Raw genomic sequence first — 25,181 nt, forward strand, 5'->3', positions numbered from 1 at the left:
CAAGCCCTGACGACAGGCAGGCGGCTGTGCATGCACGGGCGGGCAACAGGGCACCTCGGTGGTGGTCAGGCCTGGTTCGGTCGCGGAGGTGGACCGGTTGCCAGCGTGGCGACCGGCCGAAGCCCTCACACACTGCCCTTTTGGAGCCTGCCCATGTCCCTCGTCCGCAAAACCAGCTTCGCGTCCAAGGAATCCGATACCGCCCTTCATGCCATGGCAGCGGGCATTCCGAAGGCGGTGGCCCGTGACGCAGACGCCCAGCGCAGGCGCGCCCGCACGCTGGCCAAGCAGCAGCAGGCCTCCGAGCGCGTGGCCTCGGCGTCGAGCCAGCTGGCAGCAGGCATCAACGAGGCCGCTTCGGCCGCCGAGGAGCTCAAGCGCGCCGCCACCCAGATCGCCACCGGCGCCGAAGAGGCCTCCGGCGCGGCACAGGAGTCGCTGGCGGCCATCACCCAGGTGTCGGCCTCGATCACGCGCCAGATGGCCGCCGTGACCCAGGCCCAGCGCACCGCCGAAGGCATGCAGACGCTGGCCGCGGAGATCAACGGCCAGGTCGAGTCGACCGTCAACAACGTCGCCACCGCCGCCCAGCGCCAGGCCGAGTCGGTCAAGATGGTGGCCGAGCTGGAGCGCCAGGCCGCCAACATCGGCGAGATCGTCAAGGCGGTCGCGCGCATCGCCGACCAGACCAACCTGCTCGCGCTGAACGCCGCCATCGAGGCCGCCCGCGCCGGCAAGCACGGCAAGGGCTTCGCGGTGGTCGCCGACGAGGTTCGCACGCTGGCCGAGACCAGCGAGAAGAGCGCCAGGCAGATCCAGGAACTCGTCGGCCAGATCCAGGGCGAGGTCAAGACCATCGCCGAGGGCATCAACCTGAGTGCCGAGACGGTCCGCGGCGAGGTCGAGAAGAGCTCGGTCATCCTCAAGCAGCTGGAGCAGATCCGCCAGGACGCCGCCGAGATCGCCGCCGGTTCGGGCGAGATCGCCACCGCCGCCAGCCAGAGCAACGTCGCCGCGCAGCAGGCCCTCAAGGGCGCCGAGCAGATCGCCTCGGCCGCCAACGAGCAGTCCTCGGCCTGCGAGGAGGCCAACAAGACCGTCACCGAGCAGACCACCGCCCTGTCGCAGTGCGAACAGACGGCCGCCGGCCTGTCAGAGATCGCCGACGAGCTGAAGAACTCGACCGACATCGCCAAGAGCGCCGAAGAGGTCGCCAGCGCCGCCGAGGAGCTCTCCAGCGCGGTGCAGGAGATCAACCGCTCGGCCGCGCAGATCATGGTGGCGCTCGACCAGATCCGCAAGGGTGCGCAGACCCAGGCCGTCGCCAGCGCCGAGTCGGCCGCTGCGGTGACCCAGATCGAGAAGGGTGCGCAGATCGCCGAGACCCGTGCCAGCGTCGCCAACGACCGTGCCGGCGCGATCCGCACGCTGCTGGGCGACAACAAGAAGAACATCGACAGCCTGATCAGCGGCATCTCGAACAACGTCGGCACGACCGAGAGCAGCATCGCCCAGGTCAAGGACCTGGAACTGGTCTCGCGCAAGATCGACAAGATCGTGGACGCCATCACCCAGGTCTCGATCCAGACCAACATGCTGGCGGTCAACGGCAGCATCGAGGCAGCCCGCGCCGGCGAATACGGCAAGGGCTTCGTCGTGGTGGCCACCGACATCCGCAACCTGGCGCATGACTCGGCCGAGAACGCCGACCGCATCAAGGACATGGTCAAGTCCATCCAGGACCAGATCGGCCTGGTCGGTCGGGACCTGAATGGCATCGTCACCTCGGCACTGACCGAGGTCGAGAAAGCCAAGGTCATCACGATGAGCCTGAACCGGATCGAGGGCGACGTGGCCGAGATCCAGAAGGGCAACCAGGAAGCGGTGGCCGCCGCCCAGGAAATCGCCACCGCGGTGACCCAGGTGAAGGTCGGTGTCGAGCAGGTCTCGGCCGCCGCCGCCCAGGCCGAGAAGGCCGCCGAACAGGCCGCGGCCGCTGCCAGGCAGCAGTCGCAGGGGGCCGAGGAACTGTCGGCCGCGATCGAGGAAATCGCCTCGCTCGCCGACGAGCTGCAGAGCGCCTGAGCGCCGCCCTTCCCCACCCCCGAAGTCAGCCTACCCAGGAGGTGTGCGATGCGCACAGCCCTTGCCCTGCGTGACGATCACGCAGAGGCCGCCCTGCGCGGCCATCCCGCGCCCGGTGACCTTGATGCCGCCCCTCGCGATGCCCGCGACGATCTGGACGCGCTCGATGACGGCAGTGACGACGGCAGCGATGCCGCCAGCCAGAACCGGCAGTTCGTGACCTTCTCGGTCGCCGGCGAGATGTTCGCGGTGCCGATGGCGCCGGTGCAGGAAATCATCCGCGTGCCGGCCGTCGCCCACCTGCCGCTGGCGCCGCGCACGCTCGACGGCCTGGCCAACCTGCGTGGCCGGGTGCTGCCCATCATCAACCTGAGGCGCCTGTTCGGCTGCGACGAGCGCGAGCACGACGACGCGACGCGCGCGCTGGTCATCAACCTCGGCCAGGCGCTGGGCTTCGTGGTCGACCGCGTCGCCAGCGTCGTCACGATCGAGGCCGGCGAGATGGAGCCGGCCGACGCGATCCAGAGCATCGTCAGCGCCGACTACCTGACCGGCGTGATCAAGCGCGCCCGGTCCGATGGCGGCCACGACATGCTGCTGTCGATCGACTTCGAGCGCCTGATCGAAGGCCAGTTCAGCGGCATCGGCGCGCTGCGCGGCGCCGAGCGCGCCGCCAGCAGCATCGGCAACCCGGCCGGCCTGGCCGAGGCTGACGCGCAGGACGACGACGTCGCCAGCGACGAGCTGCGCCTGGTGTCGTTCTCGGTCGCCCACCAGGAGTACGCGCTCGACATCGCCGAGGTGCAGGAGATCGTGCAGCTGCCCGAACGCATCAACGCCTTGCCGAACACGCCCCACCACGTGCTGGGCGTGATCTCGCTGCGCGAGCGGCTGCTGCCGCTGGTCAGCCTGCGCGCGCTGTTCGGCCTGCCGACGCTGGACGCTGCCGAGCAGCACCGCATCGTCGTGACCTCGCTGCCCGGCGGCCTCAGCGTCGGCCTGGTGACCGACTCGGTCAAGGAGGTGCTGAGCGTGCCGCGCGCCCAGGCCGAGCCGATGCCGGGCCTGCTGTCGGCCCAGCAGGACCTGGACGAGTTCTCGTCCATCTGCCGCCTCGACGGTGGCAAGCGCCTGGTGTCGATCATCGCCACCGACCGCCTGCTGCGCATGCCCGCGATCGAGCGGGCGCTCGATGCCAGCAGCCAACTTCCGACCGAGGACAACAGCGCCATGCGCCAAGACCGCACCCGCCAGAACAGCCTGCAGAACGGCCTGCACAGCGATGCCGACGACCGCGCCGACAGCGCCGACGACGACACCCAGGTGGTGATCTTCCGCCTCGGTGCCGAGGAGTTCGGCGTGCCGATCATGAGCGTGCAGGAGATCGTGCGCGTGCCCGAGGCCCTGACCCGCGTGCCGCGCACGCCGGCCTTCGTCGAGGGCGTGATCAACCTGCGCGGCACCGTGCTGCCGGTGATCGACCAGCGCAGCCGCCTGGGCCTGCCGACCATCGAGCGCAACGACCAGCAGCGCATCATGGTCTACCTGATCGGCGGCATGCGCACCGGCTTCATCGTCGACTCAGTGGCCGAGGTGCTGCGCATCCCGCGCGGCCAGATCGTGCCGGCACCGACCCTGTCGACCGAGCAGAGCCAGCTGATCGGCCGGGTCGCCAACCTCGCGGGCAGCAAGCGCATGGTCATGCTGATCGAGCCCGCGCACCTGCTGCACGGCAGCGAGATGCAGGCGATGGCGCAGCAGCTCGCCACCCCGTCAGTGACAACGCCGGCCGCCGCCCGCAGCCACGACGACCGCACCGTCGCACGCGCCGCCTGAGCCATGCGCCATCGCAACCCCATGATCGGCTCGAACTGACATGAAGCGCGTCCTGGTCGTCGACGACTCGGCGCTGATGCGCAAGCTGCTGGGTGGCGTGCTCACCGAGGGCGGCTACGACGTGCGCACCGCCCGCAACGGCACCGAGGCGGTCGAGGAGGTGGTGCGCTGGACGCCCGACGTCGTCACCCTCGACATCAACATGCCCGAGATGGACGGCCTGACCGCGCTGTCGCTGATCATGGCCGCCCGGCCCACGCCGGTGGTGATGGTGTCCTCGCTGACCGAGCGCGGCGCGCTCGCCACCTTCGAGGCGCTGGCACTCGGCGCGGTCGACTTCATCCCCAAGCCCGGCGGCACGATCTCGCTGCACGTCAACGACATCCGCGCCCTGCTGCTCGACAAGTTGGCCTCGGCCGCCCGCGCGCGGCTCGGCCCGCGACCGGCCGCACGCGCCGCAGCCAAGCCGGTGGCACCGACCCGGCCGGGATCGACCACGCCGGCCCCGCAGCCCGCGAAGGCCGGTCCCGCCGGCCCGCTGCCGCGTGGCAGTGCCATGCCGGCGGCGTCGCCACGGGCCGGACAGGTGCCCGGCCTGGTGCTGGTGGGCGTGTCCACCGGCGGGCCGCGCACGCTCGAAGACATCCTGCCCAGGCTGCCCGCGAACTTCCCGTGGCCGGTGCTGGTCGCCCAGCACATGCCGGCCAACTTCACCGACACCTTTGCCCGGCGCATGGACAGCCTCTGCGCGCTGAACGTGGTCGAGGTCAACGCCCCGATGGCGCTGTCGCCCGGCCATGTCTACATCGGCCGCGGCGGCACCGACCTGACCGTCACCGACCGCGTCGGTGTGCTGCACGCCGCGCCACGACCCGAGACGCCCGGCGTGCTGTGGCATCCCTCGGTCGAGATCCTGGTCGACAGCGCGATGCAGCACCTGCCGGCGCACAAGCTGGTCGGCGTGATGCTGACCGGCATGGGCAACGACGGCGCCATCGCGATGGCCCGCCTGCACGCCCAGGGCGGCCGCACGATCGCCGAATCGGCCGACACCGCGGTGGTCTTCGGCATGCCGCAAGAACTGATCGAACGCCGTGCCGCGACGCTGGTGCTGCCCTGCACCAGCATCGCCTCCCAGCTGCGCCTGTGGCTGCCGTGACGCACGTCTGTCCCCGGTACCACACCTTGCACCACACCTTGCACCGCCCCCTGCAACCGCCCTCCCCGAGGACCGACCGATGCCCTTGAAAAAATCCGGCGCCGCGACCGAACTGCACCAGGTCGAGACCCGCGACTACGGGCGCGACTTCGACGGCCTGGTCGCCCAGCTGCGTGACCCCGAGCCCGGCGTGCGCCGCTGGGCCGCGCGCGACCTGGCCAGCGAGCCGCGCGCCGCCGTCGCCGTGTGCGCCCGGCTGGCCGAGGAAGGGGACGCCAGCGTGCGGGTCGCGCTGTTCAACAGCGCCACCCAGATCGGCGGCGCGGCCATCGTGCAGGGCATGGTCAGGCTGCTGCGCAGCGAGGACGCGGGACTGCGCAACGGTGCGATCGAGGTGCTGGCCGGCCTGCCCGACGCCGTCGCGCCGCAGGTCGATGCGCTGCTGCGCGACCCCGACAGCGACGTGCGCATCTTCAGCGTCAACCTGCTGGGCGACCTGCGCCACCCGAACGTGCCGCAGTGGCTGGCCCAGGTGCTGCTGCACGACGAGGCGGTCAACGTCGTCGGCGCGGCCCTGGAGGTCGCGGCCGAGGTCGGCACGGCCGGGACCCTGCCGGCGCTGCGCGCGGCCCGCGAGCGCTTCGCCGCCGACGCCTACATCAGCTTTTCGGTCGACCTCGCGATCGAGCGGATCGAGTCGACATGAGAGCCCCCGGCCTGGCCGCACGGCACACCATCACCGACGCCGACTTCCAGAAGTTCGCCGAGTTCTTCTACCGCAAGACCGGCATCCACTTCGACGACGGCAAGCGCTACTTCGTCGACAAGCGCCTGATCGAGCGCATGGAGGCCACCGGGGCGGAGAACTTCCGCGCCTACTTCGTCGCGCTGCGCTTCGAGGCAGACGGTGCCGAGATGCAGCACCTGATCAACTCGATGACGGTCAACGAGACCTACTTCTTCCGCGAGGCCTACCAGTTCGACTGCCTGGTCAACGACATCCTCAACGAGGTCGCGCGGCGCAAGCGGCCGGGCTCGCGCATCCGCATCTGGTCCATCCCCTCGTCGACCGGCGAGGAGCCCTACTCGATCGCGATCTACCTGCTTGAGCGCTGGGCCCTGATCAACGACTACGAGGTCGAGATCCTGTCCTCGGACATCGACACCGAGGTGCTCGCCTCGGCCCAGCGCGGCTGCTACTCGGCCCGTTCGGTGGCGCAGCTGCCGCAGGCCTACCTGCGCAAGTACTTCACCCCGCACGGCCCGCACGAGTGGCGCATCTCGCGCGACCTGGTCGACTCGGTCGAGTTCAGCCGCGTCAACCTGTCCGAGCCGGCCGACACGCGGCGCTTCCGCGACATCGACGTCGTCTTCTGCCGCAACCTGCTGATCTATTTCGACGACCTGTCGCGGCGCGTCGCGGCCGAGGCGCTGTACGACGCGATGAGCCCGGGCGGCTTCATCTGCCTGGGCCATTCCGAGTCGATGAGCCGCATGTCATCCCTCTACACCGTGCGCCGCTTCGCCGACGCGATGGTCTACCAAAAACCGCTGGAGGCCTGACCATGAGCCTGACCCCGAAACCGCGCCGCATCCTCGTGGTCGACGACGCCGCAACGGTCCGCATGTACCACCGCAAGATCCTCGGCGATGCCGGCTGGCACACCGACGAGGCGATCAATGGCGTCGAGGCGCTCGAACGGGTGCACCTGCAGGACGTCACCCAGCCCTTCGACCTCTACGTCGTCGACATCAACATGCCGCGCATGGACGGCTACAGCTTCGTGCGCGAGCTGCGCAAGCTCGATCCCCGCCACCAGGCGCCAGTGTTGATGGTCTCGACCGAGGCGCGCCGCCAGGACGCCAGCAGCGCCTTCGACGCCGGCGCCAACTGCTACCTCGTCAAGCCCGCCCGCCCGGCCGAACTGGTGCTGTCGGCCGCGCTGCTGCTGGGCGACCGCCCGGCCGCGCGGATCGCCGCCGAAGGAGCGAGCGCATGAACCAGACCGACCTGCTGGAACAGTTCGTCCTCGAGGCGCGCGACTGCCTCGAATCGATCGGCAAGCGCCTGCTCGAGGTCGAACGCGATCCCGGCAACACCGACCTGCTCAACGACCTGTTCCGCTCCGTCCACACGCTCAAGGGCAACTGCGGGCTGTTCGAGTTCAAGCCGCTCGAACGCGTGGTGCATGCGGGCGAGGACCTGCTCGACCGCATCCGCAACCGCAGCCTGGCCCACAGCGCCAGGATCGCCGATGCGCTGCTGGACGCGATGGACTACAGCGCCGAGCTGATCGACGAGATCGAGCGCACCGGCCGCATCGCCGACGCGGCCGACGCCCGCTCGCAGCACCACGCCGCCGCGCTGCGTGCGCTGCTGGAACCGGCCGCCTTGCCGTCTGCCTTGACGGGTGCCTTGCCGGGTGCCTTGCCGGCTGCCCTGCCGATGCCCGCCCCGGATCTGGCACCCGCCGTCGCGGTCGCCATTGCCCCGGCCAACACCCATGCCGCACCCGACTGGCTGGCGCGCCTGGACCCTGCGCTGCGGCAGGCCCATGCCGGCGCAACCGCGCTGCGCTACGTGCCCGAGCCCGAGTGCTTCTTCAAGGGCGAGGACCCCTGGCGCCTGGCCAGCACCACGCCCGGCCTGCTGGCCGTCGACGTGGCGGGCCAGCAGCCCTGGCCGGTCGGCGACGAGCAGGTGCGCTGGGACTGCTACCAGTGCAACCTCGACATCGTGCTGATCAGCAGCGCGCCGCAGGCCGACCTGGAAGAACACTTCCGCTGCGTGCCCGAGCAGGTGGCCTATGCCAGCGTCGCTGCGGCAGACGCGGCGGCAGACGCGGTGACGACCGGCGAGCCCGACACGGCGACCACCGGCGAGCCCGACACGGCCGCACCGGCGCCGGGATCGCGCGCCGGGCAGACCCTGCGCCGGCGCGCCCAGGCGATCTGGGCCGACCAGCTCGCGCTGCTGGGGCGCAGCGGCCTGGGCGCCGGCAGCATCGCCTCGGCGCGGCGGGCGCTCGGCCACCTGCTGGCGTGCGTCGACGACGACGACGCGCGACGCGCTGCGGCCGACCTGGCCACGCTGCCGGGCACGGTCTCGGCCGCCGGCCTGCTGGCCTGGGCCCGCCAGCAGCCACTGGGACGGGCAGCGGACGCCGCAGCGGTCGAGCCGATGGAGCCGGCCGCCGCGGCTGCCTGGAACGGCCACGACGGCGGCCTGGCCGAGATCGGCCTGGAAGAAGTGCCGACCACCGATGCGCCGACCGCCGACGCACCGCGCCGCGTCGACGATGCGAACGGCGCGCCCGCCCAGCGTGTGCTCAAGGTCACGCAGGAAAAGGTCGACCGGCTGATGGACCTGATCGGCGAGATGGTGGTGGCCAAGAACAGCCTGCCCTACCTGGCCCAGCGCGCCGAGCAGGCCTTCGGCCAGCGGGAGCTGGCGCGCGAGATCAAGGCCCAGTACGCGGTCATCAACCGCATCGCCGAGGACATGCAACACGCCATCATGCAGGTGCGCATGCTGCCGGTGGGCGTGGTGTTCCAGCGCTTCGGCCGGCTGATCCGCGACATCTCCAGGAAGCTCGGCAAGGACGTCAACCTGGTGATCGAGGGCGAGGACACCGAGGCCGACAAGAACGTCATCGAGCCGCTGGCCGACCCGCTGATCCACATCCTGCGCAACAGCCTGGACCACGGCATCGAGCGCCCCGAGGTGCGCCGCGCCGCCGGCAAGCCGGTGGTGGGCACGATACGCATCCGTGCCCACCAGGAGAGCGACCGCGTGCTGATCGAGATCAGCGACGACGGCGCCGGCGTGGACCCGGCCCGCGTGCGCGCCAAGGCGGTCGAGCGCGGCCTGATCCCGGCCGACCGGGCCGGCTCGCTGTCCGACGCCGACTCGGTCCAGCTGATCTTCCTGCCCGGCTTCTCGACCGCCGACGCGATCTCCGACCTGTCGGGCCGCGGCGTCGGCATGGACGTGGTGCGCAACGCGGTCGAACGCATCAACGGCTCGGTCGAGCTGCACAGCGTGCTCGGCCAGGGCACGACGATCCGGCTGGCGCTGCCGCTCTCGATGGCCGTCTCCAACGTGATGGTGATCGAGAGCGCCGGGCGCCACTTCGGCGTACCGATGGACCTGATCGTCGAGACCGTGCGGGTGCACGGCGACGACATCCACCAGTTCAAGCAGGCCCGCACCACGGTGCTGCGCGGACGCATCGTGCCGCTGCGCGCGCTCAACGAGCTGCTGGCGCTCGACGCCCCGGCCCGCCTCAACGACGACGGCGAGTTCACCGTGCTGGTGCTGCGCCTGGGCACCGAGACGGTCGGCCTGCTGGTCGACCAGTTCCACGGCGCCAGCGACATCATCCTCAAGCCGCTCGAGGGCGTGCTGGCCGGGCTGACCGGCTTTGCCGGCACCGCGCTGATGGGCGACGGTGGCGTGCTGATGGTGCTGAACCCGAAGGAATTGCTGCCATGACGATCCGCTACCTGAAGAAGCATGCCGCGCTCGAGGGCCACGTCGCGGTCGACGACGCCGAGGCACTGGCGCAATGGCTGCTGAAGCAGCCGAGCCCTGCGGTACACCTGGGCAAGTGCGAGCACCTGCACGCCGCCGTGCTGCAGGTGCTACTGGCGCTGCGGCCGCGTCTGGTGAAGCCGCCGACGGATGCGCTGCTGGCTGGCGTGCTGGCCGGCGTGCAGGCTGGCGTGCAGGCAGATGACCGATCGAACGACCGCACGACCCAGCTCAAGGTCGGGCACCGGTCGGACTCAGGTTTGTCGGCATCCGACCGATGAACCGTACGGAGGTCAGGTGCAAGGGCGCAGCCGTGCCGGCACCGATCCTGTCTCAACCCGGCCCGACGCTGGCCGACTGGAACCCGCATGAAGACCATCTTTCTGATTGACGACTCGGCCACGATGGTGATGAGCGTCAAGACCACCCTCGAGATCTCGGGGTTCAAGGTCGAGACCGCCGCCGACGGCGAGCAGGCGATGGGCAAGATCAACAAGGGCCTCAAGCCCGACCTGATCATCACCGACATCAACATGCCGAAGATGGACGGGATCGAGTTCATCCGCAACGCCCGCAAGATCCTGCGCTTCACGCCCATCCTGACGCTGACCACCGAGAGCCAGCAGGCCAAGCGCGACGAAGCCAAGAAGCTCGGCGCCTCGGGCTGGCTGGTCAAGCCGATCGGCGGGGCCGACCTGCTGAAGGTGATCAAGCAAGTGCTGCCGGGAGCCTGAGATGGCCACGCGCCCGACCGCGATGGCGTCCCTGCGGGGCCGGATCTGGCATGCCCGCCAGCGGCTGGCCGACTGGATCTCGCCGCAGCCACGTGTGTCGGCCGAGTGCGAGGCGGTGGCCGGCATGCGCGAGCTTGACCGCCAGGTGATGACGCAGCTCGGCCGTGCCGTCGGGCTGTCGGAGACCGCCACGGTCGACTTCGTCGGCCGCCTGTCGGACCTGCACGACCTGTCGCACAAGCTGGTGCAGTACCTCGACACCGCCCACGTGCAAAGCCAGGCGATGCAGGCCAGCATGGAAGGCAACAGCCACATCATCCAGGAGCTGGCCTCCTTCGTGCAGACGCTGCCGGCGCAGATCGCGCAGGAACGGGTGCATTTCCACCAGCTGGTCACCGAGGTCAAGGGCCTGTCGGACATGACCGACGCGATCCGCGCCATCGCGCGCCAGACCGAGATCCTGGCGATCAACGCCGCGATCGAGGCGGCCCGCGCCGGCGAGGCCGGCCGGGGCTTCGCGGTGCTGGCCGGCGAGGTGCGCCGGCTGGCCACCCAGTCCAACGAGTCGGCGGCCCGCATCAACAACGACATCACGCGGCTGGTGAAGACGGTCGAGGTCGGCTTCAGTGGCGACTTCAACGCCCGCACCCGTCACAACGAGGCCGAGGCCGAACGTCTGGGCAACCTGACGCGCCAGCTCGACGAGAGCTACGTCGACATGCGCCAGTTCTACGAGATGCTGGTGACGGCGGTCACGCAGCACAACCACGAGCTCGACCAGGGTATCGGCCAGATGCTGAACGCCGGCCAGTACCAGGACGTGTTCAAGCAGATCATCGACCGCGTCGAGCCGGCCCTGGAAAGCCGCCACCAGGTGCTCTCCGACCTGATCACCCGGCTGCGCAGCGGCGCACGCGACACCGCCGAGGTCGACGCCCGGGCACGCGAGCTGGCACCCAACTATCTGGCGGGTGAAGCCGACCACCGCGACCCCGATGACCCCGCTCACGCCGGAGCGGCCGCGAGCGGTCCGCGCATCGAGCTTTTCTGACCGAGCCGAAAGACACCCTGGCCATGGCCCACATCCTGCTGATCGATGACGACGACCTGCTGCGCGACACCGTGCTGCAGATGCTGCAACTGGACCGTCACGACGTCACCGAGGCACCCGATGGCCAGACCGCGCTGCGACTGTCCGCCGGCCGCGGCGGGCGTGGCTTCGACCTGGTCATCACCGATGTGTTGATGCCCGGCATGGACGGCACACGCGTGATCGTCGAACTGCGCCGCAACCACCCGAGGCTGCCTATCATCGCGATCTCGGGTGGACGACGCGTGCTGTCGCCGCAGTTCAACCTCGAGACCGCCGCGCTGGCGGGCGCTGTCTGCCAGCTCGCCAAGCCCTTCACCCGCCAGGCGCTGCAAGCGGCCGTGGCGGCGGCCCTGGAGTCCCCGTCCACATGAACATGTCCTCGATCGACGCACGGCTCGCCGAGATGCTGCGCAGCCGTGCCGCCGACATCAGCCGCAACTGGCGCGAGCGCCTGCGCCAGACCGGCGGCAACCACCTGCATGGCCTGACGCCCGAGACCGAGCTCGATGCCGAGATGGCCGGGCTGCTCGGTGGCCTGGACGCCGCGCTCGACAACCCCGACGACCGCTTCGGCACCGACACCGGCCATCCGCTGGCCATCGCCCTGCGCATGGCCAGCCAGGTGCGCGCCGCGCGCGGCTTCACGCCCGAGGAATCGCTGCTGTTCGTGCAGACCTGCAAGGAAGCGCTGATCGACACGCTGCACGGCCACGCGCCGCTGCGCGAGTCGCTGCTGCCCGCCACGCTGCGCATCGAACGCCTGATGGACCGCTGCGTGCTGGTGCTGGCGAGCGCCTTCATGGCCGCGCGCGAGGACGTCATCCAGCGCCAGACCGAGTCGCTGCGCGAGGTCTCGACGCCGGTGATCACGCTGTGGGACTCGATCCTGCTGCTGCCGCTGGTGGGCGTGGTCGATTCGGTGCGGGCGCAGCAGATCTCCGAGCGCCTGCTCGAGGCGATCGGCCGCAGCGAGGCCGAGGTCACGCTGATCGACGTGACCGGCGTGCCGGTGATGGACACCAGCGTCGCGCGGCACATCCTCAAGACCGTCGCCGCGGCCGAGATGCTCGGCACCCGCGTGATCCTGACCGGCATCAGCCCGAGCACGGCGCAGACCATGGTCAAGCTCGCGATCGACCTGTCGAGCGTGCCCACCCGCGGTTCGCTCAAAGCCGGCATGGCGCTGGCGCTGACGATGACCGGCCGGCGCATCACCGACGCCGCATCGAGCTGACATGCGCGTACCCATCCTGCGGCTCAACGCCGACGTGCTGATCGTGGCGCTGTCCGCCGACATCAGCGACGAGGACGTGATGGACTTCCAGTCCGACCTTGCCGAGCGCGCCGCAGCGATGCAGGCACGTGGCCTGGTCATCGACGTGTCGGCGCTCGACGTGATCGACTCCTTCATGGCCCGTGTCCTCAACGACAGCGCGCGCATGCTGCGCCTGCTCGGTGCCGAGGTGGTCGTCTGCGGCGTGCAGCCGGCGGTGGCCATGACGCTGGTCGAGATGGGCAGCAAGCTGGTCGACGTGGCCACCTCGTTCACGCTCGAAGGCGCGTTGCGACGCCTGGCGCAGCGGATGGACCAGGCGGCCCGCGATGCTTGAGCTGCTGGCGAGCGACGACATCGTGCGTGCGCGCCTGGCCGCGCGCGACCTGGCCCGGGCCGCCGGCCTGGGCGTGATGGACCAGACCCGCTTCGCCACGGCGGTGTCCGAACTCGGTCGCAACGCGGTGCGCTACGCGGTGCAGGGGCGCTGCGAACTGAGCGACCAGTCCGACGCCCGCACGGTGCGGCTGCAGGCCTGCGTGCGCGACAGCGGCCCAGGCATCTCCGACCTGACGCTGGCGCTGCAGGACGGCTACTCCACCGCCGGCAGCATGGGCGCCGGGCTGCCCGGCACGCAGCGCCTGGTCGATGTCTTCGAGATCGAGTCCACCCCGGCCGGCACCGTGGTGACCGTGCAGATCGTGCGGCCGCGGCGCAACACGGGCCGTGTGGCATGACGGCCGAGCAGGCGACGCGCGACGAGCTGACGCTGACGGTCGGCCATGAAGGCGACGTGGCGCACGTCATCGCCAGCGTGATGCGCTTCTGCAGCGAGCACAACCACGACAGCGTGTTTGCCGCGCACGTCGCCACGGCCAGCTCCGAGCTCGCCAACAACCTGTGGATGCACACGCCGGACGGCGGCCAGATCCGGCTGCGCTGGCTCGAGACGGGCCTGCGCCGTGGTGTCGAGCTGCGCGCCGACGATCGCGGACCCGGCATCCCCGACCTCTCGCTGGCGATGACCGAGGGCTACAGCACCGGCGGCGGCATGGGTTGCGGCCTGCCCGGCGTCGAGCGGCTGATGGACGACTTCGACATCCGCTCCCAGCCGGGCAGCGGCACGCAGGTGGTGACGCACAAATGGCTGCGCCGTCGCTGACCGGCAGCGCGCCCCGTCTGAGCACCCGGCGCGCCCATCTGCTGGAGGCCCTCAAGGCGGACGAGCCCTGCGGCGACGCCGTGGGCTGCTGGCTGGCCGACGGCACAGCGGGCCTCGATGCCAGCGGCAGCGCCGACGGCCTGCTTGCCGTGATCGACGGCCTGGGCCACGGCCGCGAAGCCGCGCAGGCGGCACAGGTCGCGCTGCAGACGATCGGCGCCGCGCCTGAGCTGCCGATGCCCGAGCTGTTCGTCCGGCTCGACCGCGCGCTGTTCGCCACCCGTGGCGCGGCAATCGGCCTGCTGCGCATCGACGGCCAGCGCCTGCACCATGCCGGCGTGGGCAACACGCGGCTGCTGCACTGGCGCGCCAGCGGCCTGGTGCGGCTGAACTCGCAGAACGGCATCGTCGGAGGCGGCTTGCCGACGCAGGTGGTCGAGACCGAACATCCCCTGCAGGCCGGCGACTGGCTGCTGCTGTTCACCGATGGCCTGGACGAACGCGTGCGACTGCCGCTGCGCCTGCCCGAGTGGCAGCGCGACCCTGCCATCCTGTGTCAGCACCTGATGAAGCACGCACGCGCCGGGCGCGACGACGCCGGCGTGATGGTGGTGCAGATCGGAGTGGCCGCCTGATGGACCGGGTCGAACGCCTGCTGGTGCCCTACACCACGCTGCTGAGCCGCTATGCGCTGTCGCCCGATCCGTTTGTGCGGGAGGGCGTGCTGATCGAGGCCACCGAGCTGGGCAAGTCCGTGCTGGACGATGGCCCCGCGGTCGACCAGATGCATGAGGTGCACGCGCGCGCCCAGGCCGACCTGGCACAGCGCTGGCGCGACTCGCCCGAAGGCAGCGCGCCGCAGCGGGGCCGCGAGGCCCTGGTGCGTGGCGAGGCGCTGCCGCTCATGCTGGCCTTGCAGCTGCCGCATGAACTGGCGACCAAGGCCCACCACGAGCAGCGCTGGCGCCGTGAGCACGAGACGCTGGTGGCGATGTTCGAGCAGACCGACGACCTGATCGCGGTGCTCGACGTCGACGGCCAGTGCGACGACGTCAACCCGGCCTTCTGCCGCTCGACCGGCTGGACCCGGCGCGAGGCGGTCGAGGGCGCCGGCGCCTGGGCCGAGCCGCCACAGGGCGTGCAGACGCAGCGCCGGCGCACCCAGCAACGTCGGCGCGATGGCAGCAGCCTGCTGGTGGACTGGTCGATCTCGCCGATCCTGGGCCGGCGCGGCGAGCTGCTGAGCCACGTCTGCATCGGCCGCGACGTCGACCGCCAGCAGAAGATCGAGGACAGCCTGCGCGAGAACGACAAGCTGCGCGCCGTCGCCACGCTGGCCGGCGGCATCGCGCACGACTTCAACAACCTGCTCGGCTCGATCATCGGCCTGACCGAGCTGTGCGAGCTCGAGGCCGTCGCCGGCTCACGCCAGGCCCGCAACCTCGGGCGCATCCAGCAGGCCGGCGCCAAGGCCGCGGCACTGGTGCGGCAGATGCTCGACTTCTCGCGCCAGACGCCCCCCGCGCTGCAGCCGATCGACCTGGCCGACTGGCTCGGCCAGGCCGAGCCGCTGCTGCGTGCGGCCATGCCACGCCAGCAGGGCCTCACGGTCGAGGTGCGGGACGGCGGCAGGATCCAGATCGATCCGGTGCAAATGGAACAGGTGCTGCTGAACCTGGTGCGCAACGCCGCACAGGCCATGGGTGACAGCGCGGGACAGGTGCGCATCAGCGCCGACCACGCCGAGCCCGGTGGCGCCGGACGCCCGCAAGCCGGGTCGACCGACACGCACCTGCGGCTGCGCATCAGCGACACCGGCAGCGGCATCCCGCCCGACCTGCTGGACAAGATCTTCGAGCCCTTCTTCACCACCAAGCCGGTCGGCGAAGGCACCGGCCTGGGCCTGGCGGCGGTACACGGCATCGTCAGCAGCCACGCGGGCGTCATCGAGGTCGACAGCCAGGTGGGCGTGGGGACCACCTTCAGCCTGTTCCTGCCCCTGGACCCAGACCGCGCGCCGGTCCAGCCATCCGACCGTTGAGCGCCCTGCGAGCCCGTCAGGGTCGAGGGACGGCCGGCGACAGGCCAGCGAACAACAGGCGAACAACAGGCGATCAACCGGCAATCAACCGGCGATCTGGCTCCAGACCTTGTCCAGCCGCTTGACGCTGACCGGCTGCGGCGTGCGCAGCTCCTGGGCAAAGAAGCTCACGCGCAGCTCTTCGAGCAACCAGCGGTACTCGTCCATGCGCGCGTCGGCGCTGCCCTTGAGGTCGGCCAGCCGGCGCACGTAGCGCTGTTCCAGCGGGCGCAGCTCGGCGAGGCGCTGGGCGTCGCGCACGGCGTCGGCGCGCTGCTTGTCCAGCCGCAGCGTGATGGCCTTGAGGTAGCGCGGCAGGTGCTGCAGCTGGACCCAGGGCGTGGTGACCACGAAGCGCTTGGGCATCAGGCGCTGCAGCTGCGCGGTGATGTCGTCGCCGACCTCCTTGGGCGCACGCGCATCCTTGAGCTTGCGCTGCGCGGCGGCGTAATCGACCAGCACGACGCCGGCGTTGCGGGCCACCTCCTGGGCGATCAGGTTCAGGCGCGATCGGCCTTCCTCGATGCGGCGGGCGAAGGCCTGCGCATCGGTGGGCAGCGGGTCGGACAGGAAGGCCCGGTCCAGCGCGACGTCGATGATCTGGGCGCGCAGCTCCTCCTGCGTGCCCAGCGGCATGTAGGCCACGGCCATCTTCTGCAGGTCGGGGATGTTCTTCTCGAGGTACCTGAGCGGTTCCTTGATCGCCAGCGCGACCAGCCGGCGCAGGCCGGCGCGGTGCTTCGCGGCGGCCGCATCGGGCTCGTCGAAGACCTCGATCTCGACGTGCGTGTCGCGGTCGATCAGGGCCGGGAAGCCGACCAGCGTCTGGCCGGCCTTGCGGATCTCCATCAGCTCGGGCAGCTCGCCGAAGGTCCAGGCGGTGTAGCTGGCGCTGGCCTGGACGGCCGGGACGGCCGGTGAGGCGGAAGTCGGCGGCGCGGCGTCGGCGGCCGCCACGCGCCGGGCTCCGCCAGGTCCGGTCGATGCCGGCGTCGACCTGGAAGCCTGGCCCGCCGGGGCCGGCTCGGCCTGCGAGGCCAGCTTGAGCGTCGCCAGCGCCTGGAAGGCCGAACGCGCCTGCGTGCCCAGCTCGGCCTTGAGCGTGGCCAGGTTGCGGCCGGCGCCGAGTTGTCGCCCGTGCTCGTCGACGATGCGGAAGTTCATGAACAGGTGGGGGGCCACCATGTCCAGCTTGAAGTCGTTGCGCTGCACGGCGATCTGGCTGCGCTCGCGCACGGCGGCCAGCAGCAGGTCGAGCAACCGGCCGTCGCCGAAGGGTTGGCTGGCGCAGAACTCGGCGACGAATTCCTGTAACGGCATGAGGCGCGAACGCGGCCGCTGGTGCAGGCTCTTGACCAGCGCCAGCACCTTGGCCTCCAGCATGCCGGGCACCAGCCAGTCGCAACGGTCCTCGCTGACCTGGTTGAGCGCGTAGATCGGCACCGCCACGGTGATGCCGTCCTTCGGGTCGCCGGGCTGGTGCAGGTAGGTCGCGGCGCAGTCGATGCCGCCCAGCCGCACGGTGCGCGGGAAGGACTCGGTCGTGATGCCGGCGGCCTCATGGCGCATCAGCTCGTCGCGGCTGAGGTGCAGCAGCTTCGGCTCGGCCTTGCTGGCCACGCGGTACCAGCGCTCGAAGCTCGCGCCGCTGCAGACCTCGGCCGGCAGGTGCTCGTCGTAGTAGGCGTGGATCAGCTCATCGTCGACCAGCACGTCCTGGCGGCGCGACTTGTGCTCCAGCTCCTCGACCTGGCGGATCATCTTCTGGTTGTGGGCCAGGAAGGGCAGCTTGCAGTCCCACTCGCCGTTGGCCAGCGCCTCGCGGATGAAGATCTGGCGCGCGGCCGGTGCGTCGACGTTGCCGTAGTTCACCCGCCGGTTGCTGTAGACCACGATGCCGTAGAGCGTCGCGCGCTCCAGCGCGATCACCTCGGCGGCCTTCTTCTCCCAGTGCGGCTCCAGCAGCTGGGTCTTGAGCAGGTGGCCGGCGATGCCGGGGATCCACTGCGGCTCGATCGCCGCCAGCCCGCGGCCGAACAGCCGCGTCGTGTCGACCAGCTCGGCCGCGACCAGCCAGCGGCCGGGCTTCTTGCTCAGGTGCGCGCCGGGGTGGCGCCAGAACTTGATGCCGCGCGCGCCGAGGTACCACTCGTCGTCGTCCGCCTTGAGGCCGATGTTGCCGAGCAGGCCGGCCAGCATCGACAGGTGGACCTGCTCGTAGGTCGCGGCCACGCCGTTCACGCGCCAGCCGTGCTCGGCCACCACGGTGTGCAGCTGGCTGTGGATGTCGCGCCATTCGCGCACCCGACGCGGGCTGACGAAGCTCTCGCGCAGGCGCTGTTCCTGCTGCCGGTTGCTGAGCTTGTGGGTGTCGACCTGGGCCGGCGCCTGGCCCGCCGAGCCGGGATGGCCGTGCTGCCCGCGCCCTTCCTCGATCCAGTGCCAGAGCTTGAGGTAGCCCATGAACTCGGATTTCTCGTCGTCGAACTTCCTGTGCTTCTCGTCGGCCGCCTGCTGCGCCTCCATCGGCCGGTCGCGCACGTCCTGCACGCTGAGCGCGCTGGCGATGATCAGCACCTCGTGCAGGGCCTGGCGGTCGCGCGCCTCCAGGATCATGCGGCCCACGCGCGGGTCCAGCGGCAGGCGCGAAAGTTCGCGGCCGATGCGGGTCAGCTCGTTGGCATCGTCGACCGCACCGAGTTCGCCGAGCAGCGCATAGCCGTCGGCAATCGCCTTGCGCGGCGGCGCCTCCAGGAAGGGGAAGTCCTCGACCAGGCCGAGGTTCAGCGCCTTCATGCGCAGGATCACCCCGGCCAGCGAGCTGCGCAGGATCTCCGGGTCGGTGAAGCGTGGCCGGCCGCTGAAGTCCTTCTCGTCGTAGAGCCGGATGCAGATGCCGTTGGCAACGCGGCCGCAGCGGCCGGCGCGCTGGTTGGCCGCCGCCTGGCTGATCGGCTCGACCTGCAGCTGCTCGACCTTGTTGCGGTAGCTGTAGCGCTTGACGCGGGCATGGCCGGTGTCGATCACGTAGCGGATGCCCGGCACCGTCAGCGAGGTCTCGGCCACGTTGGTCGCCAGCACGATGCGGCGTCCGCCGCCGGTCTCGAAGACACGGTCCTGCTCGGCCTGCGACAGCCGCGCGAACAGCGGCAGGATGTCGGCGTTGCGGTGCAGCGGCTGGTGGCTCAGGTGCTTGCGCAGGTGGTCGGCCGCCTCGCGGATCTCGCGTTCGCCGGGCAGGAAGACGAGGATGTCGCCCGAGCCCTCGCGCCAGAGTTCATCGACGCCATCGGCGATCGCGTCGTTGATGTCGAAGTCCTTGCCGTCCTCGAAGGGCCGCCAGCGCTGCTCGACCGGGAAGGTCCGGCCGCTGACCATCAGCACCGGCGCGGGGCGGCTCTCGACCGAGCCGTCGGCGGCCGCGTGGCTGCTGGCGAAGTGGTTGGCGAAGCGGTCGGCGTCGATCGTCGCCGAGGTCACGATGACCTTCAGGTCGGGCCGGCGCGGCAGGATCTGGCGCAGGTAGCCGAGCAGGAAGTCGATGTTGAGGCTGCGCTCGTGGGCCTCGTCGATGATCAGCGTGTCGTAGGCCCGCAGCAGCGGATCGGTCTGGGTCTCGGCCAGCAGGATGCCGTCGGTCATCAGCTTGACGCTGGCGCCGGGCTGCAGGCGGTCCTGGAAGCGGACCTTGTAGCCGACCACCTCGCCCAGCGGCGACTTCAGCTCGTCGGCGATGCGCTTGGCCACCGAGCTGGCGGCGATGCGGCGCGGCTGCGTGTGGCCGATCAGGCCGTTGCCGCCGGCCCCCAGGCCGCGGCCCATCGCCAGCGCGATCTTGGGCAGCTGGGTGGTCTTGCCCGAGCCGGTCTCGCCGCAGACGATGACGACCTGGTGCTCGCGCAGCGCGGCCTCGATGGCCTCGCGACGGGCCGAGACCGGCAGCGCCTCGGGGAAGGTGATCGGCGGGACGGGGGTCGCGGGGCGGCGTTCGCCACCCCGCGCATCGCCGCGGCCACCGCGACGGCCGGGCGCGCGTTCGGGCTCGCGTCCGGGCGCACGTTCGGGCGCATGTTCGCTGGGCCGGTCTGCGGCCGGCGAGGCGGCCTCGGCGGGGACTTCGGGGACGTCTGGATTGGGTCGGTTCACGGGGCGCGGATTATCCACGTGCGCCCTGCGCGGGCCCGATCAGTCGTCGATGTAGTCGATGATGCTGAAGACCGCACCCTGCGGGTCCTGCAGCACCGCGAAGCGGCCGACGCCGGGCACGTCGGTCGGCGCGACGATCACCTTGGCACCCAGCGCCTGGGCCTCGGCGGCGCTCTCGTCGGCGTTGTCGACGGTGATGTAGCAGCCCCAGTGCGGCGGCATCATCGGCGAGGCATCGGCCGGCATCGCCATGATCCCGGCGACCGAGGTGTCGCCGACCTTGACCACGTGGTACGGGCCGCCGGGCATGTCCAGCGTCTGGAGGCTCCAGCCGAAGAGCTGGTGATAGAAGTCGGCGGCAGCCTTCGGATTCGGTGTCATCAGCTCGCACCAGCTGAACGCGCCGTGGGTCTTCATCGGGTCCATCGTGTTCTCCTCAGGATGTCGCCGATGCTGCGCGGCACACCGGTCAGCGTCAAGCCGGGTGAGGGCCCCGGGAGCCTGGCGACGGCAGGCCGGGCGACACCCCTGCGGCACAATCGTCCGTCTCGACGGACGACACCCACCGACCCCACGCCGCAGCCCATGAGCCTCGTCTTCCCGCACACCTTCGTCCCGTGGTTCCGCTCGGTCGCGCCGTACATCCACGCGTACCACGGCAAGACCTTCGTGATCGGCATGGCCGGCGAGCTGATCGCGGCGGGCAAGCTCAGCGCCTTCGCGCAGGACCTGTCCATCCTGCACGCGATGGGCATCAAGCTCGTGCTGGTGCACGGCTTCCGTCCGCAGGTCACCGAGCAGCTCAACGCCAAGGGCCATCCGTCGCGCTTCAGCCATGGCAAGCGCATCACCGATCCGGTCGCGCTGGACTGCGCCCAGGAAGCCGCCGGCCAGCTGCGTTTCGAGATCGAGGCGGCCTTCTCGCAGGGCCTGCCCAACACGCCGATGGCCAACGCGACCGTGCGTGTGGTCTCGGGCAACTTCCTGACCGCGCGGCCGGTCGGCATCGTCGACGGCGTCGACTTCATGCACAGCGGCGTGGTCCGCAAGGTCGACGGCGCCTCCATCCGCCGCGCCATCGACATCGGCGCGCTGGTGCTGCTGTCGCCGTTCGGCTTCTCGCCCACCGGCGAGGCCTTCAACCTGACGATGGAAGACGTCGCCACGCAGACCGCGATCGCACTGCAGGCCGACAAGCTGCTGTTCATCACCGAAGTGCCCGGCATCCACGAGGACCGCGACGACCCGGAAAGCCCGATCGACACGGAACTCGCGCTGGCCGACGCCAAGCGCATGCTGGCGGCCCTGCCCGCCCCGACCCAGCCAACCGACACCGCCTTCTACCTGCAGCACTGCATCCGCGCCTGCGAGGGCGGCGTCGAGCGTTCGCACATCCTGCCCTTCGCGGTCGACGGCGCGCTGCTGCGCGAGGTCTTCACGCACGACGGCATCGGCACCATGGTGGTCGACGAGAAGCTGGAGAGCCTGCGCGAGGCCACGTCCGACGACGTCGGCGGCGTGCTGCAGCTGATCGAGCCCTTCGAGCGCGACGGCACGCTGGTCAAGCGCAGCCGCACCGAGATCGAGCGCGACATCCAGCTCTACACGGTCATCGAGCACGACGGCATCATCTTCGGCTGCGCCGCGCTCTACCCCTACCCCGAGTCGCGCACCGCCGAGATGGCCGCGCTGACCATCTCGCCCCAGGTCCAGGGCCAGGGCGACGGCGAACGCATCCTCAAGCGCGTCGAGCAGCGGGCCCGCCTGCAGGGCCTGGACAGCATCTTCGTGCTGACCACCCGCACGATGCACTGGTTCATCAAGCGCGGCTTCGTGCAAGTCGACCCCGACTGGCTGCCCGAGGCCCGCAAGCGCAAGTACAACTGGGACCGGCGCTCGCAGGTCCTGGTCAAGAAGCTGGTCTGAGGCGCGGTGCCGCGCCTGGACCCGAACCACCGAACAACCGATCAAGCCCCCCGCATCCCGAAAGGAAACACCATGGCCCGTACCGTTCAATGTGTCCTGCTGAAGAAGGAAGGCGACGGCCTCGACTTCGCGCCCTACCCCGGCGAGCTGGGCAAGCGCATCTATGACGGCGTCAGCAAGGAAGCCTGGCAGCAGTGGCTCAAGCACCAGACCATGCTGGTCAACGAGAACCGCCTGAACCTGGCCGATGCCCGCGCCCGCCAGTACCTGGCGCGCCAGATGGAGCGCTACTTCTTCGGCGAAGGCGCCGACCAGCCGGCCGGCTACGTGCCGCCGTCGGCCTGAACGAGTCCGCTCGGGCCTGATCGGGCCCGAGATCGCCCCGGCCGGCTGAACGCCGGCTGTACCAGCACCGCCCGAGAGCGCCGCAACTGCGGCGCTTTCCGCTTTCTGATCGACCCTTCATCGGGTCCAGCACCGGAGCAGCGCGTCGCGCGGTCGGCCAAGAGTCCTTGCAGAAGGCTTTGCTTGCAATTGCGAATCGTTCTCGTTCGCTGCTAGGATGCAGCTCAGGCAACCGGCGCCGCCGGTTTCGAACCACCTGCAAGCGCCGTCCAGGCCTCCTCACCATGACCGCCTCATCCTTTCCGAAACTGTTGCTGGCCTCGATCACCGCCGCGCTGGGCCTCGGCCTTGCCGCGCCAGCCGCGACGGCGCAGGAAAAGGTCCTGAACCTGTATTCGGCGCGCCATTACCAGACCGATGAGGCGCTCTACACGAATTTCACCAAGGCCACCGGCATCCGCATCAACCGGGTCGACACGGACGACGCCGCACTGCTGCAGCGCCTGAAGACCGAAGGTTCGGCCAGTCCCGCCGACGTCGTCCTGCTGGTCGACGCCGCACGGCTGTGGCGCGCAGAAACCGACGGCCTGTTCTCGCCGGTCAAGTCGGCGGTGCTGGAACAGCGCATCCCGGCGCAACTGCGCGGCAAGGACAACGGCGAGGGTTCGCAATGGTTCGGCTTCTCGACCCGTGCCCGCGTCATCGTCTACAACAAGGCCGACGTGAAGGCGGAAAACGTCGATACCTACGAAAAGCTGGCCGACCCGGTCAACAAGGGCCGTTTCTGCTCGCGCTCGGGTTCGCACCCCTATAACCTGTCGCTGTTTGGTGCCTATCTGGAACACCTCGGCGAGGCCAAGACCGAAGCCTGGCTCAAGGGCATCGTCGCCAACCAGGCGCGCGACCCCAAGGGCGGTGACACCGACCAGATCAAGGCCGTTGCCACCGGCGAATGCGGCGTGACGCTGAGCAACACGTACTACGTCGCCCGCCTGATGCGTTCGAGCAATCCGGACGACCGCAAGACGATGGAACAGGTCGGGGTGATCTTCCCGAACCAGAAGACCTGGGGCGCCCACGTCAACGTCGCCGGTGGTGCCGTGGCCCGCCATGCACGCAACCGCGACGCGGCGATCAGGTTCCTCGAATATCTGTCGAGCGACGACGCCCAGCGTTACTTCGCCGACGGCAACAACGAATACCCGGCGGTCGCCGGCGTGAAGACCGCCAACCCGGCACTGACCACGCTGGGAGCCTTCAATCAGGAACTGATTCCGATCTCGGTGGTCGGCCAGAACAGCGCGAAAGTCCAGCAGATTCTTGACCGGGTCGGCTTCAAGTAATCGACAGCGCGATTGCCATCTGCCGCGCTGGACAGCGCCGAAGGGCCATTCCTAGAATCCCCGGCGAATTCATCAACCGGGGAGACTGGCGTGGCCACCTATCAGGAACTGCTCGCCCAGCGCGAGGCGATCGAGCGCCAGCAGGCGGAACTCGAACAGCAGATTGCAGATACCTTGAAAGGCGAGCGCGATGGCGTCATCGGCCAGATCAAGGGACTGATGGCCGAACACGGGATTACCGTGGCCGACCTGACGCGCGCCGTCGGCCGGAATCCCCGGGCCAGCAGTGCCGATGCATCGGTTCGCAAGGTCGCACCCAAGTTCCGCGACCCATCGACGGGCGACACCTGGTCGGGCCGCGGACTGAAGCCGAGATGGCTGACCGCCGCGCTGGACGCCGGTCGCAAGCTGGAAGACTTCGCGGTCTGACGCGCACCCTGCCCTGCCACCTGGCAGGCCCCACGACCGCCACGACGGCGGGCCCCAACGGGTCCGCCGTCGTCGTTTCAGGCCAGCACCAGCCCACCCGGCTGCCTGCTCCCGCCCGTGGAATGACCACCGCAACGGACACACGAAAAAGTTGCTAACACGCGCACATCAAATTCGTCAAGACCCTCAGCCGTTCCACCCCCCAAAAGGTTGACAGTGAACCAGGCGGTACCTATGCTCCGCTAGGCTTTTTCACGTCCGACACAGTGTTTCACTTCCGCAACATCCGACGCATCCTGGTGGCTGGCCTTCTGGTCGGTGCTGCCGTGGGCGCGTGGTCGGCACCGTCCGACCTGCCGGGTGGCAGCAACGCCAGCGCCTCGACGGCCGCTGCGCTGAACGGTCCGATCGCCCAGATGGCCACCAGCGGCGCCGACTCGGTCGCCCGCTTCCTGCAGGACTCCGGCGTGCTGACCAACAGCGAAGGCAGCGGCCAGCTGATGCAGCAGATGCGCGGCGTGGCCACCGACCTGGTCGTCTCGGCGATGCAATTTCTCGGCGTGCCCTACAAGCGCGGCGGCACGACCGAGAACGGCTTCGACTGCAGCGGATTCACCCGCCATGTGTTCGAGAACAGCCTCGGCCTGATCCTGCCCCGTCGCTCGCGTGACCAGGCCCAGAGCCCGGGTCTGCTGCCCATCCGCAAGGAAGAGCTGCGGCCCGGCGACCTGGTGTTCTTCAACACCATGCGCAGCGCTTTCTCACATGTGGGCATCTATGTCGGCGACGGCAAGTTCATCCACGCGCCGCGGACCGGCAGCAAGGTGCGGGTCGAGGACATGCGCGAGGCGTACTGGACCAAGCGCTTCAACGGCGCACGACGTGCCCCGGCCGCCGCGCAGAACAACGCCGCAGCGGCTGCCGCACTGGCCTCGGGCGGCGACGCCACCGGCCCAAGCACGCTGCGCGCCGAGATCGCCGGCGAGAAGCTCCAATAAGGATCAGCGGCAGGCGGCCGCTGGGCGTCGGCAAGCCG

The 25,181-nt window shown here is 70.0% G+C and carries 24 protein-coding genes; 22 read left to right on the forward strand and 2 right to left on the reverse strand.

What is annotated here, in order from left to right; translation table 11 throughout:
• The first annotated feature begins 153 nt into the window (after positions 1 to 153).
• From Q8X39_RS07280 to Q8X39_RS07360, 17 genes are all read left to right on the forward strand, one after another.
• The gene (locus Q8X39_RS07280) at positions 154 to 2,085 is read left to right on the forward strand and encodes a methyl-accepting chemotaxis protein (protein ID WP_305748989.1); all 1,932 of its coding nucleotides are present in this window, start codon (positions 154 to 156) and stop codon (positions 2,083 to 2,085) included.
• A 48-nt stretch (positions 2,086 to 2,133) separates the two neighbouring features.
• Positions 2,134 to 3,921: a chemotaxis protein CheW gene (locus tag Q8X39_RS07285; protein WP_305748990.1), complete on the forward strand. Its 1,788-nt coding sequence runs from the start codon at positions 2,134 to 2,136 to the stop codon at positions 3,919 to 3,921.
• 40 nt (positions 3,922 to 3,961) lie between these two features.
• A complete protein-coding gene (cheB, locus tag Q8X39_RS07290) occupies positions 3,962 to 5,080 on the forward strand; it encodes a chemotaxis-specific protein-glutamate methyltransferase CheB (protein ID WP_305748991.1) in 1,119 nt (372 codons plus the stop codon).
• 79 nt (positions 5,081 to 5,159) lie between these two features.
• The gene (locus Q8X39_RS07295; RefSeq protein WP_305748992.1) at positions 5,160 to 5,786 is read left to right on the forward strand and encodes a HEAT repeat domain-containing protein; all 627 of its coding nucleotides are present in this window, start codon (positions 5,160 to 5,162) and stop codon (positions 5,784 to 5,786) included.
• Positions 5,783 to 6,643, forward strand: a complete 861-nt coding sequence (locus tag Q8X39_RS07300; protein ID WP_305748993.1) for a CheR family methyltransferase — start codon at positions 5,783 to 5,785, stop codon at positions 6,641 to 6,643. The genes Q8X39_RS07295 and Q8X39_RS07300 overlap by 4 nt, the downstream gene beginning before the upstream one ends.
• Positions 6,644 to 6,645: 2 nt before the next feature.
• Positions 6,646 to 7,080 (forward strand): response regulator, encoded by a 435-nt coding sequence (locus tag Q8X39_RS07305; RefSeq protein WP_305748994.1) that lies wholly within the window; start codon positions 6,646 to 6,648, stop codon positions 7,078 to 7,080.
• Positions 7,077 to 9,575, forward strand: coding sequence for a chemotaxis protein CheA (locus tag Q8X39_RS07310; protein ID WP_305748995.1), 2,499 nt, complete (start codon positions 7,077 to 7,079; stop codon positions 9,573 to 9,575). The genes Q8X39_RS07305 and Q8X39_RS07310 overlap by 4 nt, the downstream gene beginning before the upstream one ends.
• Positions 9,572 to 9,895 carry a hypothetical protein gene (locus Q8X39_RS07315; RefSeq protein WP_305748996.1) on the forward strand — a complete coding sequence of 108 codons (324 nt, stop codon included), beginning with the start codon at positions 9,572 to 9,574 and terminating at the stop codon, positions 9,893 to 9,895. Before Q8X39_RS07310 ends, Q8X39_RS07315 begins: the two co-directional genes overlap by 4 nt.
• Before the next feature lie 87 nt (positions 9,896 to 9,982).
• On the forward strand, positions 9,983 to 10,348 hold the full coding sequence (locus Q8X39_RS07320; RefSeq protein WP_305748997.1) for a response regulator: 366 nt from the start codon (positions 9,983 to 9,985) through the stop codon (positions 10,346 to 10,348).
• A 1-nt stretch (position 10,349) separates the two neighbouring features.
• Positions 10,350 to 11,399 carry a methyl-accepting chemotaxis protein gene (locus Q8X39_RS07325; RefSeq protein WP_305748998.1) on the forward strand — a complete coding sequence of 350 codons (1,050 nt, stop codon included), beginning with the start codon at positions 10,350 to 10,352 and terminating at the stop codon, positions 11,397 to 11,399.
• A 23-nt stretch (positions 11,400 to 11,422) separates the two neighbouring features.
• A complete protein-coding gene (locus Q8X39_RS07330) occupies positions 11,423 to 11,812 on the forward strand; it encodes a response regulator (RefSeq protein ID WP_305748999.1) in 390 nt (129 codons plus the stop codon).
• Positions 11,809 to 12,675, forward strand: a complete 867-nt coding sequence (locus Q8X39_RS07335) for an STAS domain-containing protein (RefSeq protein ID WP_305749000.1) — start codon at positions 11,809 to 11,811, stop codon at positions 12,673 to 12,675. Before Q8X39_RS07330 ends, Q8X39_RS07335 begins: the two co-directional genes overlap by 4 nt.
• Before the next feature lies 1 nt (position 12,676).
• A complete protein-coding gene (locus Q8X39_RS07340) occupies positions 12,677 to 13,051 on the forward strand; it encodes an STAS domain-containing protein (protein WP_305749001.1) in 375 nt (124 codons plus the stop codon).
• Positions 13,044 to 13,451, forward strand: a complete 408-nt coding sequence (locus Q8X39_RS07345) for an ATP-binding protein (RefSeq protein WP_305749002.1) — start codon at positions 13,044 to 13,046, stop codon at positions 13,449 to 13,451. The genes Q8X39_RS07340 and Q8X39_RS07345 overlap by 8 nt, the downstream gene beginning before the upstream one ends.
• Positions 13,448 to 13,876 (forward strand): ATP-binding protein, encoded by a 429-nt coding sequence (locus Q8X39_RS07350; RefSeq protein ID WP_305749003.1) that lies wholly within the window; start codon positions 13,448 to 13,450, stop codon positions 13,874 to 13,876. Before Q8X39_RS07345 ends, Q8X39_RS07350 begins: the two co-directional genes overlap by 4 nt.
• Positions 13,858 to 14,511, forward strand: a complete 654-nt coding sequence (locus Q8X39_RS07355) for a SpoIIE family protein phosphatase (RefSeq protein WP_305749004.1) — start codon at positions 13,858 to 13,860, stop codon at positions 14,509 to 14,511. Before Q8X39_RS07350 ends, Q8X39_RS07355 begins: the two co-directional genes overlap by 19 nt.
• Entirely contained in the window at positions 14,511 to 15,917 is a 1,407-nt protein-coding gene (locus tag Q8X39_RS07360; RefSeq protein ID WP_305749005.1) for a two-component system sensor histidine kinase NtrB, read from the forward strand. Before Q8X39_RS07355 ends, Q8X39_RS07360 begins: the two co-directional genes overlap by 1 nt.
• An 84-nt stretch (positions 15,918 to 16,001) precedes the next feature.
• Here the strand turns inward: Q8X39_RS07360 and hrpA are convergent, their stop codons facing one another.
• Both hrpA and Q8X39_RS07370 read right to left on the reverse strand, forming a co-directional pair.
• Positions 16,002 to 20,120 carry an ATP-dependent RNA helicase HrpA gene (gene hrpA / locus Q8X39_RS07365; protein WP_407067975.1) on the reverse strand — a complete coding sequence of 1,373 codons (4,119 nt, stop codon included), beginning with the start codon at positions 20,118 to 20,120 and terminating at the stop codon, positions 16,002 to 16,004.
• A gap of 21 nt (positions 20,121 to 20,141) precedes the next feature.
• The gene (locus Q8X39_RS07370) at positions 20,142 to 20,528 is read right to left on the reverse strand and encodes a VOC family protein (protein ID WP_305749006.1); all 387 of its coding nucleotides are present in this window, start codon (positions 20,526 to 20,528) and stop codon (positions 20,142 to 20,144) included.
• Positions 20,529 to 20,687: 159 nt separating this feature from the next.
• On the opposite strand from Q8X39_RS07370, the gene argA reads away from it, so the two are divergent.
• From argA to Q8X39_RS07395, 5 genes are all read left to right on the forward strand, one after another.
• Positions 20,688 to 22,028 carry an amino-acid N-acetyltransferase gene (gene argA / locus Q8X39_RS07375; protein ID WP_305749007.1) on the forward strand — a complete coding sequence of 447 codons (1,341 nt, stop codon included), beginning with the start codon at positions 20,688 to 20,690 and terminating at the stop codon, positions 22,026 to 22,028.
• A 72-nt stretch (positions 22,029 to 22,100) separates the two neighbouring features.
• Positions 22,101 to 22,373, forward strand: a complete 273-nt coding sequence (locus Q8X39_RS07380; RefSeq protein ID WP_305749008.1) for an oxidative damage protection protein — start codon at positions 22,101 to 22,103, stop codon at positions 22,371 to 22,373.
• A gap of 284 nt (positions 22,374 to 22,657) precedes the next feature.
• Positions 22,658 to 23,716 (forward strand): extracellular solute-binding protein, encoded by a 1,059-nt coding sequence (locus tag Q8X39_RS07385; RefSeq protein WP_305749290.1) that lies wholly within the window; start codon positions 22,658 to 22,660, stop codon positions 23,714 to 23,716.
• A gap of 90 nt (positions 23,717 to 23,806) precedes the next feature.
• Positions 23,807 to 24,145 (forward strand): H-NS histone family protein, encoded by a 339-nt coding sequence (locus tag Q8X39_RS07390; RefSeq protein ID WP_305749009.1) that lies wholly within the window; start codon positions 23,807 to 23,809, stop codon positions 24,143 to 24,145.
• A 299-nt stretch (positions 24,146 to 24,444) separates the two neighbouring features.
• The gene (locus Q8X39_RS07395; protein ID WP_305749010.1) at positions 24,445 to 25,143 is read left to right on the forward strand and encodes a C40 family peptidase; all 699 of its coding nucleotides are present in this window, start codon (positions 24,445 to 24,447) and stop codon (positions 25,141 to 25,143) included.
• The last annotated feature ends 38 nt before the right edge of the window (positions 25,144 to 25,181 follow it).

This window comes from Leptothrix discophora, assembly GCF_030705305.1.
Classification (GTDB): Bacteria; Pseudomonadota; Gammaproteobacteria; order Burkholderiales; family Burkholderiaceae_C; genus Sphaerotilus; species Sphaerotilus discophorus.